Genomic DNA, 15,643 nt, shown 5'->3' with positions numbered 1-15,643 from the left:
AAGTTGTTCCACAAGTTCCTGCGTCTTCGGCGCAGATACTCGGCACTGCCGGGTATGGTATTTTCCCACCCCAGTTCGATGTGGCCCTGCCCCGACAGGCACGGACTGACGCCGACCATTCAAGAGAGAGCCTGTGATCAAGAAAGACCTTGCCTTGCAGCTGGCACCGAAGGTCATCGGCATGGTTCGCGCCCGCTCGATGCGGGCCGGCGAGCCATTGCGCGAGCAGACGTTCGCTCAAGCGCTGGGCGTTTCGCGCTCGCCTATCCGACGAGTGTTTGCCTTGCTTGCCGAGTGGGATCTTGCGACTCAAGAACCCAATCGCGGCTACTTTCTGAAGCAAGACGCTGGGGATATCCAGGAGTCCGCATTCCCTCTGGCCAGCGACCCTTTCGAAGACTTTTATCTTCGCGTAGTCGACGATATTTTGGCTGGTGAAATACCCGCCCAGTTTTTCGAAGCCCAACTGTTGCGGCGTTACGACGTGCCTCGAGGGCAATTGCTCAAGGTATTGAACCGACTGGCTGGCGAAGCCATGGTGGAGCGCAAACCGGGGCAAGGATGGGAGCTCAAAGACTTCGTGCATAGCACGACGGCTCACATCCAGAGCTACCGTTTCCGCATGGCTATCGAGCCGGCGGCCCTGCTCGAACCCGGCTATCAGGTCAACCAAACCGCATTTGCCCAAGCCAGGCAGCAACAACAGGCCCTGATCGACGGGGGCATCAACACGCTGTCCCGCGCCCAACTGTTCCAAATCGGCGCCCAGTTCCACGAAGTGATCGTGCAGTGCTCGGGGAATGTCTTTTTCATGGATGCTCTCCGCCAGCAGAACCAGCTCCGGCGCTTCATGAGCTACAAAGCGAACGTCGATCGCAGTCGCCTTGTGACGCAATGCCAGGAGCACATCCATTTGCTCAACCTCATCGAGTCCGGTCGCCGCGAAGAAGCCGCGCAATTTCTCTGGAGGCACCTGGACGAAGTGGGCCGGCTCAAAACTCATCAGGGCATCCTGCCAAAAAATGATGGGATCTAGAGAGCACCGCTGGCATCGATGAACCGCGCGCGCTCTGAAATTCGCACATCAGCTTAGCATGATTGTTCTCTACGATAACAAAATACAAAATGGCGAACGACAGACTTTATTTTTTCGCGACGGAGTATGTTTTTAAGATCACATTTGGGCGCTAAGCTGCACGCATGGATGACTCAGATTATTTGCGCCTGCTCACCGTGGCAGCCGAACAAGCCAATGCGTTCCTGTCCAATGCCCGTAAATGGGAGCGTGAGCGTTGGGTCTGCCAGCGCCTGCTGCAAGGCTTGAACGTGCCGTACCGCGCCGAAGAGTTTCATGCCGCCGGGCAAGAACCGCCGGACGTGCTGTTTCGTGACGCCAGTTTCGAAGTGTTTTTCGTGCTGGACGAAGGACGCCGCCTGAACGATGAATGGCGCGACGAATTGCTGCGTCGACGCAGTGCGTTTTCCCTCAGCCAACTGGTCAGGCGCGAAGCCAAGCCGCGGCGGATTCCGGCCCATGAATTCCTGCTGCGCCTGGCGCCGACCCTGCGCAAAAAAGCGCACAACTACAAAGAACGCGGGATGGACCTGGGCGAGCTGGATATCGTCGCCTTCGCCAGCCTCAAGCGCGAGGTGCTGGACCTCAACAGTCATTTCCCACCGCCCACCGAATACTTGCGCCAGGGCTGGCGCTCGCTGTCGCTGGTGGGGCCGACGTTTGCCCGGGTACTGTTCGCCCACCCGGACGCGCCGGATTTCTTGCGCAACAATCTGGGGCGCAGCATCGTGTTCGACGTGGGCATCAGCCTGTGACGCGAGCACAGGCTACGCTTATGGCGATACCGCCAACCCCCTGACTGTAACGTGGCGCCCTTTTGCAACGTCTACCTGACGAGGCCTTATATGACCAGCCGCCTGAACCCCGACGACCAACAGCATGTCGAAGAGTACCTGCAACTCTCCCAGAACCGAGTCGAGCGCAAGCCTTTCCGGCCGTGGCTGCTCCTTGGTGTGGTGCTGGTGGTGGTGATCGGGCTCGGCCTGCTGAGCCGCCTTTTGAGTTACCTGACGCTATGAGCTGCCTGGCGCTCGCGGGGGTAACCGCTCCGATTTCTTTTAGCCTTGCGAGATATCCCCATGACCCATCGTATTATTATCGTCGGCGGCGGCGCCGGCGGCCTGGAGTTGGCTACCCGCCTGGGTAAGACTCTGGGCAAGCGCGGCACCGCCAGCATCACGCTGGTGGACACCAACCTGACCCATATCTGGAAACCGCTGCTGCACGAAGTGGCCGCCGGCTCGCTGAACTCTTCGGAAGACGAACTCAATTATGTCGCCCAGGCCAAATGGAACCACTTCGAGTTCCAGCTGGGGCGCATGAGCGGGCTCGACCGTGAACAGAAGAAAATCCAACTGGCCGCGACCCTCGACGAAGAAGGCCGCGAACTGGTGCCTGCGCGCGTACTGGGCTACGACAGCCTGGTGATTGCGGTCGGCAGTACCACCAACGACTTCGGCACCGAAGGCGCGGCGCAACACTGCCTGTTCCTCGACACGCGCAAACAGGCGGAGCGCTTCCATCAGCAGTTGCTCAACCACTACCTGCGTGCCCATGCCGGGCAAACCGACGTGGTGGAAAAGATCAGCGTGGCCATCGTCGGCGCTGGCGCCACCGGGGTTGAACTGGCGGCCGAACTGCATAACGCGGCTCATGAACTGGCAGCCTACGGCCTGGACCGGATCAAACCGGAAAACATGCACATCACCCTGATCGAAGCCGGCCCACGGGTCTTGCCTGCCCTGCCGGAGCGGATCGGCGGACCTGTGCATAAAACCCTGGAGAAGCTCGGCGTGACGGTGCTGACCAACTCGGCGGTCAGCGAAGTGACGGCCGACGCGCTGATCACCAGCAGCGGCCAAGTGATTCCGGCCAGCCTGAAAGTGTGGGCCGCCGGCATCCGTGCGCCCGCCTTCCTCAAGGACATCGACGGCCTGGAAACCAACCGCATCAATCAACTGCAGGTGCTGCCGACACTGCAAACCACCCGCGATGAAAACATCTTCGCCTTCGGTGACTGCGCCGCCTGCCCGCAACCCGGCACCGACCGCAACGTACCGCCACGCGCCCAGGCCGCGCACCAGCAGGCTTCATTGTTGGCCAAATCGTTGAAGCTGCGGATCGAAGGCAAGGACCTGCCATCGTACAAGTACACCGACTACGGCTCGCTGATCTCGCTGTCGCGCTTCTCGGCGGTGGGTAACCTGATGGGCAACCTCACAGGCAGCGTGATGCTGGAAGGCTGGTTGGCGCGGATGTTCTATGTGTCGCTGTACCGCATGCACCAGATGGCGCTGTATGGCGTCTTCCGCACGGCGATGCTGATGCTGGGCAGCCGGATTGGGCGCGGAACTGAGCCACGTCTCAAACTTCACTAAACACGCGATCAATGTGGGAGGGGGCTTGCTCCCTCCCACATTGGTGTCGTGTTGGATTTGGGATAATTTCAGGCAAAAAAAATCCCCGTATCTTTCGATACGAGGATTTTTAATATGGTCGGGGTAAGGGGATTCGAACTCCTGACATCCTGCTCCCAAAGCAGGCGCGCTACCGGACTGCGCTATACCCCGGTAAAACAAAGGCGACCTCTCAGCCGCCTTCTTCGATCAGGGCTTTTGGCCGCTGATCTTAAGATCTGATTCCAGCGTTAACTGGTTTCAAAAATGGTGGGTCGTGTGGGATTCGAACCTACGACCAATTGGTTAAAAGACAATTGGTTTGCGGTAGCTAGGAAGCTCGGTAGACCACGCTACAACCAGCGCCCTGTCCGGCTTAGCAGCCTCTAATGAACCCACATTAGAGGCTCCAAACCATGAAAATCTCTGCGGTCGTTTCGACCAAAGGCGGCGTAGGCAAAACCACTATTGAGGCGAACCTCGGCGCATTCTGCGCGGACGCAGGCCTTCGCACCCTCCTTATCGACCTGGATCCCGCCCAGCCCTCTCTCTCCTCGTACTACCAATTGGTCGAAGAGGCACAAGGCGGCATCTACGACCTACTCGCGTTCAATATCACCGACTCGGTCAGGATCATATCCAGCACCACGATCCCAAACCTGTCGCTGGTCATCTCCAACGATATCAACAACCAACTGAACAGCCTTCTCCTGCAAGCACCCGACGGGCGGTTACGACTAGCCAACCTGATGCCGGCATTCGAAGAACAATTCGACCTGGTGCTGATTGATACCCAGGGTGCCAGATCGGCCATGCTGGAGATGGTAGTCCTAGCTTCTGACCTGGTCATATCCCCTCTTCTTCCCAACATGCTCGCCGCACGCGAATTCAGCCGTGGAACCATGCAGATGTTGGATGGCCTGCGCGCCTACGGGCGCCTGGGTATGAAAATCCCTCCCGTCCGGATCGCAATAAACAACCTCGATCAAACCACCGACGCGCAAATGATCGAGCAGTCAGTCCGCGAAATATTTCAGGACAATGACGAAATCAGCGTTCTGGACAGCATCATTCCCACAGCAGTGGTGTTTCGTAGCGCCGCATCCCTGGGTGTTCCGGCACACCGCCTGGAATACCGGCAGCCTTCCAACCGCAAATCCCCTGCTGCCCTTGTCGTTATCCGTCAATTGGCCATTGAGCTCTTCCCTGAATGGAGCGATCGCTTCGAGGCCATGACGGAGGAAAAGGTCGCCAAGTTGGTGAAGGAGGATCGTTGAAATGACGAAGCCCTCGATCACAGTTGCCCACGGCATTACGCCTGAGGTAATGCAAAAACTGAATCAGTCCTACAGCTCAACAGAGCTACGCGGAGTACAAACCAAGCTCACAAGCACAGCGCGCGAGGTCCGCAAGCTTGGTAACGGACAATGGAAGATGGGGACTGGAATACTGGGGCGTCTCAGCGAATACCTGACGCCAGAGCAACGCCAGCTCCTACAGGATGCAGCCCATCTCATTGACTCAGTGAATACTCATGTCGAGCACGCGAAAGAAAAGCGCGTTCGTTCGGAAAAAGAGTCGAAACGTCGCCAAGAAGCACGTCTTGTTCGGGCGAAACAGCTTGTAGCCAGTGCTTACCCCCTTCCCGCTGAATCCAATGAACAGCTCCTGGACGTTATCAAAACTGCGCTCATCCTCAATCGCGCAAGGCAACACCACACAGTGCGTAACGCAGCCGAATTCAATTTCTACATAAGAAATGAACTCAAGGAACCGGCTCGTCTACATGGCTGGACGCTCACGCAATACCGCATAAACAACCTGACCTCGCTTCGGTATGACGTAATCAGCGGAATAACAGACCACCTTACCTATGACGACGGATCAACCGTGGAGGATCGACTCCACGTCGTTCAGGAAAAAGTAGCTGATGCTCTCGCCCAGGTTGCATTGACCCCGGATGAACGCGAGACCCTTCGTCTGTGGAAGGACGCTTTATCTCCTGCGTGTGAAAAGCAGGAGGATCAGGCATGAGCACCCAAACCGTAAGCCAAGAGCAGCTCAACCTTCTTTGGCACACGCTCGGTTTGTCGCCCGACAACCGATATCGACGCACTGTGACCCGCAACCACTTTCTCACCAGCCCTGGTTGCGACGATGGCCGACATCTCGACGGACTGGTCGCTAAAGGCCTCATGTTGTGCGGAAAGCCCCCAGCCTTTTGTCCTCAGGATGAAGTCGTGTACCGCGCGACCCGGGACGGCGAACACTTCGCCTTGGCTCATTTGCCAGCGCTACCGAAGCCAACGCGCTATGAGCAGTTCCAGAGCGAAGACACCGGGCTGGACTTCCATGAGTGGCTAGGCATCGAGAAACCGAAAGTCGAATACCGGGAGAGATGTCGCATTTTGGGGCACGAAGCAGGATGCCGCATGCACACTGACCGCGCCACTGGCGAGTGGTGCAAAACAAAGAAAGAGGCGAAGGCCAGCTACAAAGCGGTGTTGGCAGCAACGAAGGCCAAACGCTTGGAGGCTGCATGATGGACAAGCAGAAAATCCTCAGCAAAATCACCAAGCTGATGGCCCTGGCCAAATCGCAAGGTGCTACGCCAAACGAGGTGGAAACCGCGCTGCGCCAGGCTCGTCATTTGATGAAGCAGTACAACCTGGAGCACATCGAGGTAGCGGCTCAAGCCATTGAAGAAAAAAGTGTTGGCACCAAAACCCGACGTGCGCCACAGGATTGGCTACACACATTGGCATGGATCTGCTCACAAGCATTCGATTGCAGCCACCTTGCTTACTTCAACCCATTAGTAGGCTGGTCCTTCAAGTTTCTTGGGAAAGGAATCGCCCCAGAACTGGCCGCTCACACCTATTCAACCCTACATCACCAATTGGTTGCTGCGCGACGCACTCATGTTGCCCAGCAAAAACGCTGCCAGCTAAAAACCAAACGCCATCGCGGCCAGTTATTTGCCGAAGGTTGGCTAAGTGCGGTTTCTCACAAAGTAACCCAATTTGCAGGCGGGGTAGACGCAACTACCGAGCAAGAAATCCAATCCTATCTTGAATGGCACCACCCAAAACTCAAGCTAGCCACCATTAAGCCCCTCGAAGCCAAAGGTCACGACACCCGCTCCTTGCACGCCGGATGGGAGCAAGGACAACACGCCAAACTGCACAGAGGTGTTGCTCAACAGCCACAAGAGGCCTTGAGCCATGGGGGTAGCCAGTGATAACTCATTCGCTTTCACCTTTGGCCAAGGCTGCATTGGATCATGCACGGGCTCAATTGGGGCTTGTCCCGACTCACAAACACCATATTTGGAGTGAGGCTGAAGAGCGCATGCTCATTGCCCGCTATCCCGACGAACCGACCCAGGGATTAGCCGATGAACTGGGGCTTCAGCTTCATCAACTATATGCCAAAGCGCGTCGATTGGGGTTAAGCAAAAGCGAGGCTTTCTATCAGAGCGAACCGTCCGGTCGCTTGAACGGTACACAGGGGGCTGCCCGCCGTTTTACCAAAGGTTTAGTCCCGTGGAATAAGGGTCTCAAGGGACTTCCCTCCCCCGGCCGCATGGCACAAACACAGTTCAAGACGGGCAATAGACCAGAAAACTGGCTACCCATTGGTAGCCTGCGCACAACCCCTGATGGCTATCAGCAGAAAAAGATCACCGATACCGGTTATCCACCCGTTGACTGGAAAGCCGTGCACGTCCTGCTTTGGGAGGAGCATCACGGTCCGGTCGCTATCAATCTGTGTGTCTGCTTCAAGGACGGTAACAAGTCCCACATCGTTCTCGAAAACCTTGAGCTGATTACACGGGCAGAACGTATGCGCCGTAACACCATTCATCGGTATCCGGAAGAGCTGAAATCTGTCATCCGCGCCGTCAGCAAACTTCAACGCACGATCCGGGAGGCCGAACATGAAAAACAAGATTGAAGATCTACGCAATCACCTGTTTGTCACCATCGAAAGCCTGCTCGATACGGATAAGCCGATGGAAATTGGCCGTGCAAAAGCCATCGCTGAAGTTGCACAGGTGATGATCAACTCGGCCAAGGTCGAAGTGGAAATGGTTAAGGCCTTGGGCGCGGGTAATGGCACCGGTTTTCTGCAAATTGAGCAGGAGCCGCCGAAATGAACCACCTAGACCTCTCGCCGCCCCACTCCGTCGAAGCGGAACAAGGTGTTCTGGGCGGGCTCCTGCTCGACAACAACACCTGGGACCTGGTTGCTGACGGACTGGACGCCGAAGACTTTTACCGGCGAGACCACCGGCTGCTTTTCAAAACCATAGAAACCTTAGCCAGCCAGTCCAAACCTTTCGATATCGTCACTGTGCATGATGCATTGGAAGTGCCAGATGAAGCTGGTGGATTGGCTTATCTGGCTGAGTTGGCCAAAAACACACCGTCGGTAGCCAACATAGAGCATTACGCATTCATCGTGCGTAATCGATCTCAGCTCAGACAGCTCATGTCACTGGGCTACCAATGCTCTCGCGAAGCCACGGATCCACTGGCCAATGCAACTGATGTTCAGGAGTCAATTGAACAACAGCTGTTCGCTTTAGGCGAGGGCAAGAAGGCATCCGAATTCGTCAACATCAACCAATGCCTGACAACTGTCGTAGAACAAATCGATCAGCATTTCAACGGCAATGTCACCGTGACCGGCGTGCCTTCAGGTCTTGATGATCTGGACGAGATGACATCAGGCTTCCAAGAGGCAGACCTGATCATCCTCGGCGCACGTCCATCGATGGGGAAAACCTCCCTGGCCTTGAACTTTGTTGATACTGCTCTCCAGACAATGCTGGAGCGCACGGTTCAGGTCTTCAGCATGGAGATGCCGGCCAAAGCACTGCTCTATCGGTTGATGGCCATCCTTGGCCATATCGATCTTGGGAAGCTACTGAAGGGCAAGCTCGATGACGAAGACTGGCCGAAACTGACCGCCGCTGTTTCGCGTATCAACAGCTACGGTGAGCGGTTGGTCATCGACGACTCATCAGCCCTTACACCAACTGCGATCAGGGCCAAATCCCGTCGTGCAGCCCGCCGCTTCGGCCGACCATCTCTGATCCTGATTGATTACCTGCAGCTCATGCGCTGCCCGGGTCAGGAAAACAGGGCCAATGAAATCAGCACTATTTCCCAGTCCCTTAAAGCCCTGGCCAAGGAAATGAGTTGCCCAGTGGTGGCACTTTCCCAGCTCAATCGAGAGCTGGAGCGCCGTCCAAATAAACGCCCAATAAACGCGGACCTACGTGATAGCGGTGCTATTGAACAGGATGCAGACGTGATCCTGTTCGTCTACCGGGATGAGGTCTATCACCAGCAGACCGAGCATAAGGGGATTGCTGAAATCATTATCGGCAAGGCCCGCAACGGCCCTACCGGCACCGTTCGCACGGCGTTCATCCCGCACCAAACCCGCTTTGCAAACCTCAGTGCCAATAGTGGCTGGCAAGGAGCACACCTATGAGCACCCTCGCTCCGGTTTCCATCACCCATTGGTGCCGCAACTGCAATGCACACCATGCACTGCAGCAAGTCCGGCGCTGCGTACCTGTCCCAACTTCTCTCAATGGTGAAGTGGACGTTCTGATTTGCCCCAGTTGCAACAGCTACGACATCGAGGAGCTGCAGGAGGTGTCAGATGCACAGTAATGCCGAGTTCTTTCCAAGTATTCAGGCCAGTGCAGGATTCGAAACATCTGCCGTGGTTCATGCCCATAAAACTGGGGTCAACCCAGTTGAACTTGACGCGCTCGCTCAAGCCATTGGCCGTCTTGCTCGTGACCACAGCACCGTGGTTTCTGAAAGCATGCGTGGAGACCTACGAGAGTTTGAGAATCTTGGCTACGTCGAGCTGGTCAACACCACCAGTGCAACGGTCACCGTTGAGCTGCTCTGCGCAGGTGCATTGCTCTCCAGCTATTTCTGGTCGGTTTGGGTACCTCGTCACCTGCTGAACTGTTCGCTGAAAGTGGCCGTTATGTCACACCTGCAACACCCCGCGCAGGTTCAGCACTGCAGCGTGGTGTTCCGCGTACCTGGCTCACGCGAGGCAACACGCCAGTTTCTGCATGAGCTCGGCACCAAGTTTCCTGGCGACCAGGCTGAAATCATCGCGATTCAGGCAGGTAACGTTCTGGCAGACAAGGACGCAGCGCTATGACGCCCAACCTCCTACGCGGAAAGCACGAGAACCTTCGCCACCTTATGGAATTTGCCAGGGCCAATGGTTGGACAGTGTCGCGGACTCAAGGTGGCCACATCCAGTTCACCAAGCCAGGCCTTGGAACAATCTACACCTCGTCGACCGCAAGCGATTATCGCTCTGCACTCAACGCCAAAGCTCGCATTCGTCGTGCCGATCGAGCCCTAACCCAACACACGCAGGAGGCAATCTAATGCCTATCCGTCATTGCATCGTCCACCTGATCGACAAAAAACCCGACGGCACACCGGCAGTTCTCCACCCCCGTGATTCGGAGTTGTCCGAATCGGCCGCCATCGAGAACATGCTTGCCGACCTCAATGAGAGCTACAACGCCAAACAAGGCAAGACGTGGGGTTTCTTCCATGCCGAGTCCGGCGCGCACCCGTTCAGCGGCTGGTTGAAAGAGTATTTCGACGGTAGCCAGGATTTCACCACCTTCAGCCACACGGCGGTGGAGCACCTACAAAAGCTGATGGAAGAGTCCAACCTTTCCACTGGTGGCCACGTGCTGTTTGCCCACTACCAACAAGGCATGACCGACTACATGGTCATTGCCCTGCTGCACCACAGCGAAGGCGTGGCGATAACCGACGAGCTGGACGTGACCCCGTCGCGCTATCTGGACCTGAGCCAATTGCACCTGGCGGCGCGTATCAATGTTTCCGAGTGGCAAAACAACAAACAGTCCAAGCAGTACATCTCGCTCATCAAAGGCAAGAACGGCAAGAAGGTCTCGGAGTACTTCCACGAATTCATCGGCTGCCAGGAAGGCGTCGACGGCCCGGGCGAGACCCGCACGCTGCTCAAAGCCTTCAGTGACTTCGTTGAAAGCGAAGACCTGCCGGATGAATCCGCCCGCGAAAAAACCAAGACTCTGGTGGATTACGCCAGCAGCCAGGCCAAGCTGGGCGAACCCATGGGCCTGGAGGAACTGTCGGGCTTGATCGATGAAGATCGGCCTAAGGCCTTCTACGACCATATCCGCAACAAGGACTACGGCCTGTCGCCGGAAATCCCCCTGGATAAACGCACTCTCAACCAATTCCGACGTTTCACCGGCCGGGCCGAAGGCTTATCCATCAGCTTCGAGGCTCACCTTCTGGGCGACAAGATCGAGTACGACGAGGCGTCCGGGACATTAACCATCAAGGGCCTGCCGACTCAGCTACGCGATCAGCTTAAACGTCGCTGAATACAAATATTCAACCCTAGGCATCGGAGCACGCTATGAGCAACCAATCAAAACGTCAGCTTGAAGAAAAATTCGTCGTCCGCCTTCCCGATGGGATGCGCGAGCGAATCGCGCTGCGAGCACGTGAAAACACCCGTTCAATGAACTCAGAAATCGTCCATCGCCTAGAAACTACAGTCGAGCTTGAGGCTGCCCTGGATCGAGCGCACAAAATCATTGATCAACTTTTGGCAGCAGCACCGGCTTCTGCGCAGCCAGGAGTAACAGCATGAAGCAGTCTTTGGCCCAGACGATGAAAGAAAAGCTGCAGTTGCCAGCCTTTGAATCAAAGTCGCCGACTGCAGCGCGCATGAGTGATCCGATCGTCGATACCCCCATGCTGCTTACGCTCGATGAAACGCTGCCGTATGACGAAAACCCACGGACGACTCGTAACCCTAAATACGATGAAATTAAAGAGTCGATACGAAATCGGGGGCTCGATACGCCTCCTCCCGTCACCCGCAAGCCTGGTGAGGAGAAGTACCGGATCCGAAACGGCGGCAACACGCGCCTGGCCATTCTAAACGAGCTGTACCGTGAGACCGGGGACGATAGGTTCTTCAAGTTCCATTGCCTATTCCGCCCCTGGGACACTGTTCGGGGGGAGATCATCTCTCTCACCGGGCACTTGGCCGAAAACGATCTGCAGGGTCAACTCCTTTTCATTGAGCGGGCTATTGGCGTCGACAAAGCAAGAGTCCTGTATGAAACAGAAGCCGGAGAGTCTATCTCGTTGCGTGAGCTTTCCCGGCGCCTCTCAGCGGATGGATACCCGGTCTCTGCATCTCACTTGAGTCGTATGAATGACACCATCCGTTATCTCCTCCCTGCAATTCCTGCAGTGCTTTACTCAGGACTCGGCGTAGATCGGATTTCGAAACTACTTGCACTGCGCAAGACAGCCCTTCAGTGCTGGGATCGCAATTACGTAGAGCAAGAGCAGCTCCTAGACTTCGACATGATATATCAAGATGTCCTTTCCCAATTTGAGGGAGACGCCGAGGAGTTTCTGTTCCAGCGCTTTCAAGACGAGCTGATTGATCAGCTCAAAAAACCGTTAAATCTCGGTTACGAGAAAATACTGCTGGAAATCACTCAGAACCAGGACCAGTTGCGCCGCTCAACGCCGGTACTTGAAATGGCTCAGTACCCTGACTCGCAACTTGAGGGGTTGCCTCAGTCGAGTCCCAAAAACAATGGAATTGAGACGAATCAGCCCTCTAAACAACCTCTCCCCACTCCTACGTATAAAACATCTACGCCCACCACAGAGCCCCCTTCACAACCAGCAGGCCAGCAGCAGCTCGTCCCTCCTCCGAAAGAGCAGATGAGCCAGGAAGAACGCCAAGCACGCATTGATGGGCACATTGCGAGCCCAGTAAAAACATCTCCCAGAGTCGACAAGATGAAGCGGGAGCTCGCAGCGCTTGACGGCGAAATCTTGCCTGACTTTGCTGCCAACGCGTTGGTGGCCATCCCAGTTCAAGCCGGCGGCCTGAATCCTATTTCAGACCTCTGGTACATCGAACGCGAAATCGATACTGCCTCGACCCTGCGTCAGCACATTGCTCAATTGGCACGCGAAGTGGCAAGTGCAGTGAAAGCTCCTGGAGAGTTCCTCGATGTCGATGGCGGTGTTGGTTTCAGTTACCGACACCCAGAAGTGGACGTTGAGGTCACTGCCACAGCCCAACACACCTTGACGCTGCTGCAGTCCTTGAGCGGCTCAATGGCCATCGTGATGAAAATGATTAAGCAGCAACCAGATCTTCAAGCCGATGCGTTGGCCGACTTCGAGTTTGCAGCTGGGCTGGGCCAGATTCTACTGGGCCAACCTCACACAAAAGATCAGCTCCCAGAAAATGAGGGCCGTCTCAGCGACGGCGCTCTAGTGAAGCTATTTCGAATTATTCGTCTCGCTAGACGCTTGATTGACCTGGAGATCCAGTCAGTCGCCAACAACGGTCCGAACTCAGCCAGCTAACACCGGACTCTACAAGGGGGAGTCGTCATGTCCAAGACACCTATAAATGAAGCGATCCTGTCACAGGTACTTCATCACATGCGCAACGGCCAACTCCGGCGCTGCATCGAGATGGGCCTAGAGCCCGAAATATTGGCCCAGCTACAACAGCCCTCAGTACTAAGTTTGTTACTCAACACTCCTGTCTCTTGGTGCAACGTCACCATTGATGGGGAAATGGTGAAAAAACTACTGTCAGGGGCGCAGCGTTCTGACGAAGAAGTACGCATGATCGAGCGCGCCTTACGACTTGGCGCGACGACTCAAATGTTGCAACAGTTCTTCGGGCTATCCCCCCAGGACGTAGCCCTTCAACGCCTAATGATCGGTGTAACGGCACGTCGCGGCCGGTGGCGAGAATTCAGTGAGGAGATGGATGCTCACCTTTGGTACAGATGGACGCACCTGATGCATGAACATCAGGTTGAGCTTGAGGACAGCCTCGCATTGTTGGATATCGCCATGCTGGTCGCCGAGGAGCTCAATACTCCCCAGGACACCCATGCAGATGAAAGCTCCGAGAACCTCAGTCTAGCAATCATCTGGCATCGCATTCAGTCCTGGATAAAGGAGGGGCTTTATCCCCCTGCAAGCACGGGTATCCAGAGAAAGCTACAGCTGGTGTCTTCTCATCGACCGGCTCAGCCTGCAGCGACATCGGCGGAAGGTGACCCCGTGCTATGAGGTTGTCTCGGCTCCCATTGTCGACGCTTTTAGACTCGGCCTCGGGCCACCTTGAAGCTCACTTGCTTCAGAAAAAAGAGTCGGCGCCTCCGGGGATCGAAGGCTCTGCCCCCTACTCCGGAATAATATTCAGCGGGAACCCACACGAGACGGTGCCTCGCCGATTGCTTCTGGATGACCGACTGACCCCGCTTGAAAGAAACACCTGGCAGGTATTCCGGCTACTGATCAATGACGACGGCCTTACGGCGTTCCCCACCTATGACCAACTACGGCCATATCTGGGCATGCAACCTGGCAGACCAGCATCACGAGAAACCGTATCAAAAGCATTAGTCACTCTACGCCTTACTCGATGGCTTAGCCTGGGCCGACGTGTGCGCAATGATCTGAGTGGACAAGTTCAAGGCAACGTCTACTTGCTTCATGACGAACCGGTCACACCGGCCGAAGCCATAGAGTTCGATAAGGATTATTTACAGCTACTTGCGCAGTCCATGGAGCACCAGACCAAGGTGATCCGCGAAGTCGCGGAGATCGCCTGGAACGAATTCGCTTCCGACCCTGACGTTGGTCAGCGCCTGCCCAGCCGATTGAACATTATCGAAAACCGGTTGAACAGCCAGGCCTGGACAAAAGCGCAGGCTCAAGTTGCCGTCAAAGCGCCTGAGTTCGGAATCCGAACTCTGCAAAATTTAGCCCCGTCGGCACTGAGTTCGGATACCGAACTCAGTAAAAACGACGGAGAGCGAACCGCTTTTGAGCCGAGTTCGGATGCCGAACTCAGTCGTAAATCACAGGGTTCGGACTTAGTTCGGCATCCGAACTCATATAGTACGTATACAGATACACACAAAGCTGTTTGTAAAAGCCCTGTACATGTTCCGCTCACCTCGACCGACACAGCGGCGGATCTACTTGATGCACTGCATAGGCTACCGGTTGATCAAAAACAGAGCGCGGTCGTGGCGCTACAAAAAGTCCCGACAGAATTGAAACCAGCGCTCATCAAGCAATGGGTGCACCGTTGTGACACCGGGGGGATACGAAACCCGCTGGGATACCTGATGACGCTTGTCGGCATGGCAGTTCGTGGCGACTTCAACAGCCACTGGAACCCTGATGACAAGGCAAGATCGAGCCCAGGGCACCAAGAAGCTGCAGGTCCGCTAGTCATCGCAGATCAACCAACGAAAACAGTGGCTGTCACGCGCAGCCCTGAGTCGATACAAAACGCGAAACAAACACTCAGCGGGATGCTGCATCTGCTGAAGCCCAATCGGGGTACTCATCCATGACGTCAAACTCTGTGGATGACGCGGATAGCCTTGCGAGTAATTCGGGCCGAATCAATCTGTCAGGATTCTGCATCGGTGACCATTACAAGCCAAGTGATGTGGCCCGCAACACTTTGCCAGGCTCCGGCACCGACACTGGCCGCAAACCGAGTGTTGCGGCCCGCAACACTTTGCCAGGCGCCGGCACCGACACTGGCCGCAAACCGAGTGTTGCGGCCCGCAACACTTTGCCAGGCGCCGGCACCGACACTGGCCGCATACCGAGTGTTGCGGCCCGCAACACTTTGCCAGGCGCCGGCACCGACACTGGCCGCATACCGAGTGTTGCGGCCCACAACACCCTGGCAGACTCAGCCACCGACACTGGCAGCGAACCGAGTGTTGCGGCCTGCAACACTTTGCCAGGCTCCGGCAACGACACTGGCCGCATACCGAGTGTTGCGGCCCGCAACACTTTGCCAGGCTCCGGCAACGACACTGGCCGCATACCGAGTGTTGCGGCCCGCAACACTTTGCCAGGCTCCGGCAACGACACTGGCCGCATACCGAGTGTTGCGGCCCGCAACACTTTGCCAGGCTCCGGCAACGACACTGGCCGCATACCGAGTGTTGCGGCCCGCAACACTTTGCCAGGCTCCGGCAACGACACTGGCCGCAAACTGAGTGTTGCGGTCCGCAGCACCCAGC

At 56.2% G+C, this 15,643-nt stretch carries 19 protein-coding genes and 1 tRNA gene; 19 read left to right on the top strand and 1 reads right to left on the bottom strand.

Going from position 1 to position 15,643, the window contains the following annotated elements; translation table 11 throughout:
- Nucleotides 1–133: 133 nt before the first annotated feature.
- The 4 genes from NR164_RS25635 to NR164_RS25620 all read left to right on the top strand — a co-directional run bounded on the left by NR164_RS25635 (nt 134) and on the right by NR164_RS25620 (nt 3,453).
- Nucleotides 134–1,036, top strand: coding sequence for a GntR family transcriptional regulator (locus NR164_RS25635; RefSeq protein ID WP_079442835.1), 903 nt, complete (start codon nt 134–136; stop codon nt 1,034–1,036).
- Nucleotides 1,037–1,200: 164 nt separating this feature from the next.
- The gene (locus tag NR164_RS25630; protein WP_017845475.1) at nt 1,201–1,830 is read left to right on the top strand and encodes a DUF1780 domain-containing protein; all 630 of its coding nucleotides are present in this window, start codon (nt 1,201–1,203) and stop codon (nt 1,828–1,830) included.
- 90 nt (nt 1,831–1,920) lie between these two features.
- On the top strand, nt 1,921–2,094 hold the full coding sequence (locus NR164_RS25625; protein WP_016976295.1) for a DUF3094 family protein: 174 nt from the start codon (nt 1,921–1,923) through the stop codon (nt 2,092–2,094).
- A 60-nt stretch (nt 2,095–2,154) separates the two neighbouring features.
- A complete protein-coding gene (locus NR164_RS25620; RefSeq protein WP_017845476.1) occupies nt 2,155–3,453 on the top strand; it encodes an NAD(P)/FAD-dependent oxidoreductase in 1,299 nt (432 codons plus the stop codon).
- A 115-nt stretch (nt 3,454–3,568) separates the two neighbouring features.
- Here NR164_RS25620 and NR164_RS25615 read toward each other — a convergent pair.
- A tRNA-Pro gene (locus tag NR164_RS25615) sits at nt 3,569–3,645 on the bottom strand.
- 242 nt (nt 3,646–3,887) lie between these two features.
- Here NR164_RS25615 and NR164_RS25610 point away from each other — a divergent pair.
- From NR164_RS25610 to NR164_RS25540, 15 genes are read left to right on the top strand one after another with little or no spacing between them, the layout of a single operon-like run.
- The gene (locus NR164_RS25610) at nt 3,888–4,748 is read left to right on the top strand and encodes a ParA family protein (protein ID WP_256823450.1); all 861 of its coding nucleotides are present in this window, start codon (nt 3,888–3,890) and stop codon (nt 4,746–4,748) included.
- A gap of 1 nt (nt 4,749) precedes the next feature.
- Nucleotides 4,750–5,505: a hypothetical protein gene (locus tag NR164_RS25605; RefSeq protein ID WP_256823449.1), complete on the top strand. Its 756-nt coding sequence runs from the start codon at nt 4,750–4,752 to the stop codon at nt 5,503–5,505.
- The gene (locus NR164_RS25600; RefSeq protein ID WP_256823448.1) at nt 5,502–6,014 is read left to right on the top strand and encodes a hypothetical protein; all 513 of its coding nucleotides are present in this window, start codon (nt 5,502–5,504) and stop codon (nt 6,012–6,014) included. The genes NR164_RS25605 and NR164_RS25600 overlap by 4 nt, the downstream gene beginning before the upstream one ends.
- On the top strand, nt 6,011–6,712 hold the full coding sequence (locus NR164_RS25595) for a DUF2786 domain-containing protein (RefSeq protein WP_256823447.1): 702 nt from the start codon (nt 6,011–6,013) through the stop codon (nt 6,710–6,712). Before NR164_RS25600 ends, NR164_RS25595 begins: the two co-directional genes overlap by 4 nt.
- Entirely contained in the window at nt 6,709–7,428 is a 720-nt protein-coding gene (locus NR164_RS25590) for an HNH endonuclease signature motif containing protein (RefSeq protein WP_256823446.1), read from the top strand. Before NR164_RS25595 ends, NR164_RS25590 begins: the two co-directional genes overlap by 4 nt.
- Nucleotides 7,412–7,630 carry a hypothetical protein gene (locus NR164_RS25585; protein WP_256823445.1) on the top strand — a complete coding sequence of 73 codons (219 nt, stop codon included), beginning with the start codon at nt 7,412–7,414 and terminating at the stop codon, nt 7,628–7,630. Before NR164_RS25590 ends, NR164_RS25585 begins: the two co-directional genes overlap by 17 nt.
- A complete protein-coding gene (gene dnaB / locus NR164_RS25580) occupies nt 7,627–8,976 on the top strand; it encodes a replicative DNA helicase (protein ID WP_256823444.1) in 1,350 nt (449 codons plus the stop codon). The genes NR164_RS25585 and dnaB overlap by 4 nt, the downstream gene beginning before the upstream one ends.
- Nucleotides 8,973–9,161 carry a hypothetical protein gene (locus NR164_RS25575; protein WP_256823443.1) on the top strand — a complete coding sequence of 63 codons (189 nt, stop codon included), beginning with the start codon at nt 8,973–8,975 and terminating at the stop codon, nt 9,159–9,161. The genes dnaB and NR164_RS25575 overlap by 4 nt, the downstream gene beginning before the upstream one ends.
- Nucleotides 9,151–9,672 carry a hypothetical protein gene (locus tag NR164_RS25570; RefSeq protein WP_256823442.1) on the top strand — a complete coding sequence of 174 codons (522 nt, stop codon included), beginning with the start codon at nt 9,151–9,153 and terminating at the stop codon, nt 9,670–9,672. The genes NR164_RS25575 and NR164_RS25570 overlap by 11 nt, the downstream gene beginning before the upstream one ends.
- The gene (locus tag NR164_RS25565) at nt 9,669–9,908 is read left to right on the top strand and encodes a type II toxin-antitoxin system HicA family toxin (RefSeq protein WP_256823441.1); all 240 of its coding nucleotides are present in this window, start codon (nt 9,669–9,671) and stop codon (nt 9,906–9,908) included. Before NR164_RS25570 ends, NR164_RS25565 begins: the two co-directional genes overlap by 4 nt.
- The gene (gene yejK / locus NR164_RS25560) at nt 9,908–10,909 is read left to right on the top strand and encodes a nucleoid-associated protein YejK (RefSeq protein ID WP_256823440.1); all 1,002 of its coding nucleotides are present in this window, start codon (nt 9,908–9,910) and stop codon (nt 10,907–10,909) included. The genes NR164_RS25565 and yejK overlap by 1 nt, the downstream gene beginning before the upstream one ends.
- 35 nt (nt 10,910–10,944) lie before the next feature.
- Nucleotides 10,945–11,181 carry an Arc family DNA-binding protein gene (locus NR164_RS25555; RefSeq protein WP_306218279.1) on the top strand — a complete coding sequence of 79 codons (237 nt, stop codon included), beginning with the start codon at nt 10,945–10,947 and terminating at the stop codon, nt 11,179–11,181.
- The gene (locus NR164_RS25550; protein WP_201021879.1) at nt 11,178–12,935 is read left to right on the top strand and encodes a ParB family protein; all 1,758 of its coding nucleotides are present in this window, start codon (nt 11,178–11,180) and stop codon (nt 12,933–12,935) included. Before NR164_RS25555 ends, NR164_RS25550 begins: the two co-directional genes overlap by 4 nt.
- 27 nt (nt 12,936–12,962) lie before the next feature.
- Nucleotides 12,963–13,658 carry a DUF2857 domain-containing protein gene (locus NR164_RS25545; protein ID WP_201021878.1) on the top strand — a complete coding sequence of 232 codons (696 nt, stop codon included), beginning with the start codon at nt 12,963–12,965 and terminating at the stop codon, nt 13,656–13,658.
- The gene (locus NR164_RS25540) at nt 13,655–14,956 is read left to right on the top strand and encodes an STY4528 family pathogenicity island replication protein (RefSeq protein ID WP_201021877.1); all 1,302 of its coding nucleotides are present in this window, start codon (nt 13,655–13,657) and stop codon (nt 14,954–14,956) included. Before NR164_RS25545 ends, NR164_RS25540 begins: the two co-directional genes overlap by 4 nt.
- Nucleotides 14,957–15,643 lie beyond the last annotated feature (687 nt).

Source organism: Pseudomonas sp. Pse79 (assembly GCF_024519615.1).
GTDB classification, from domain to species: domain Bacteria; phylum Pseudomonadota; class Gammaproteobacteria; order Pseudomonadales; family Pseudomonadaceae; genus Aquipseudomonas; species Aquipseudomonas veronii.
Note: the sequence above shows the minus strand (reverse complement) of the source record. Positions and strands in the feature narration are given on the sequence as shown.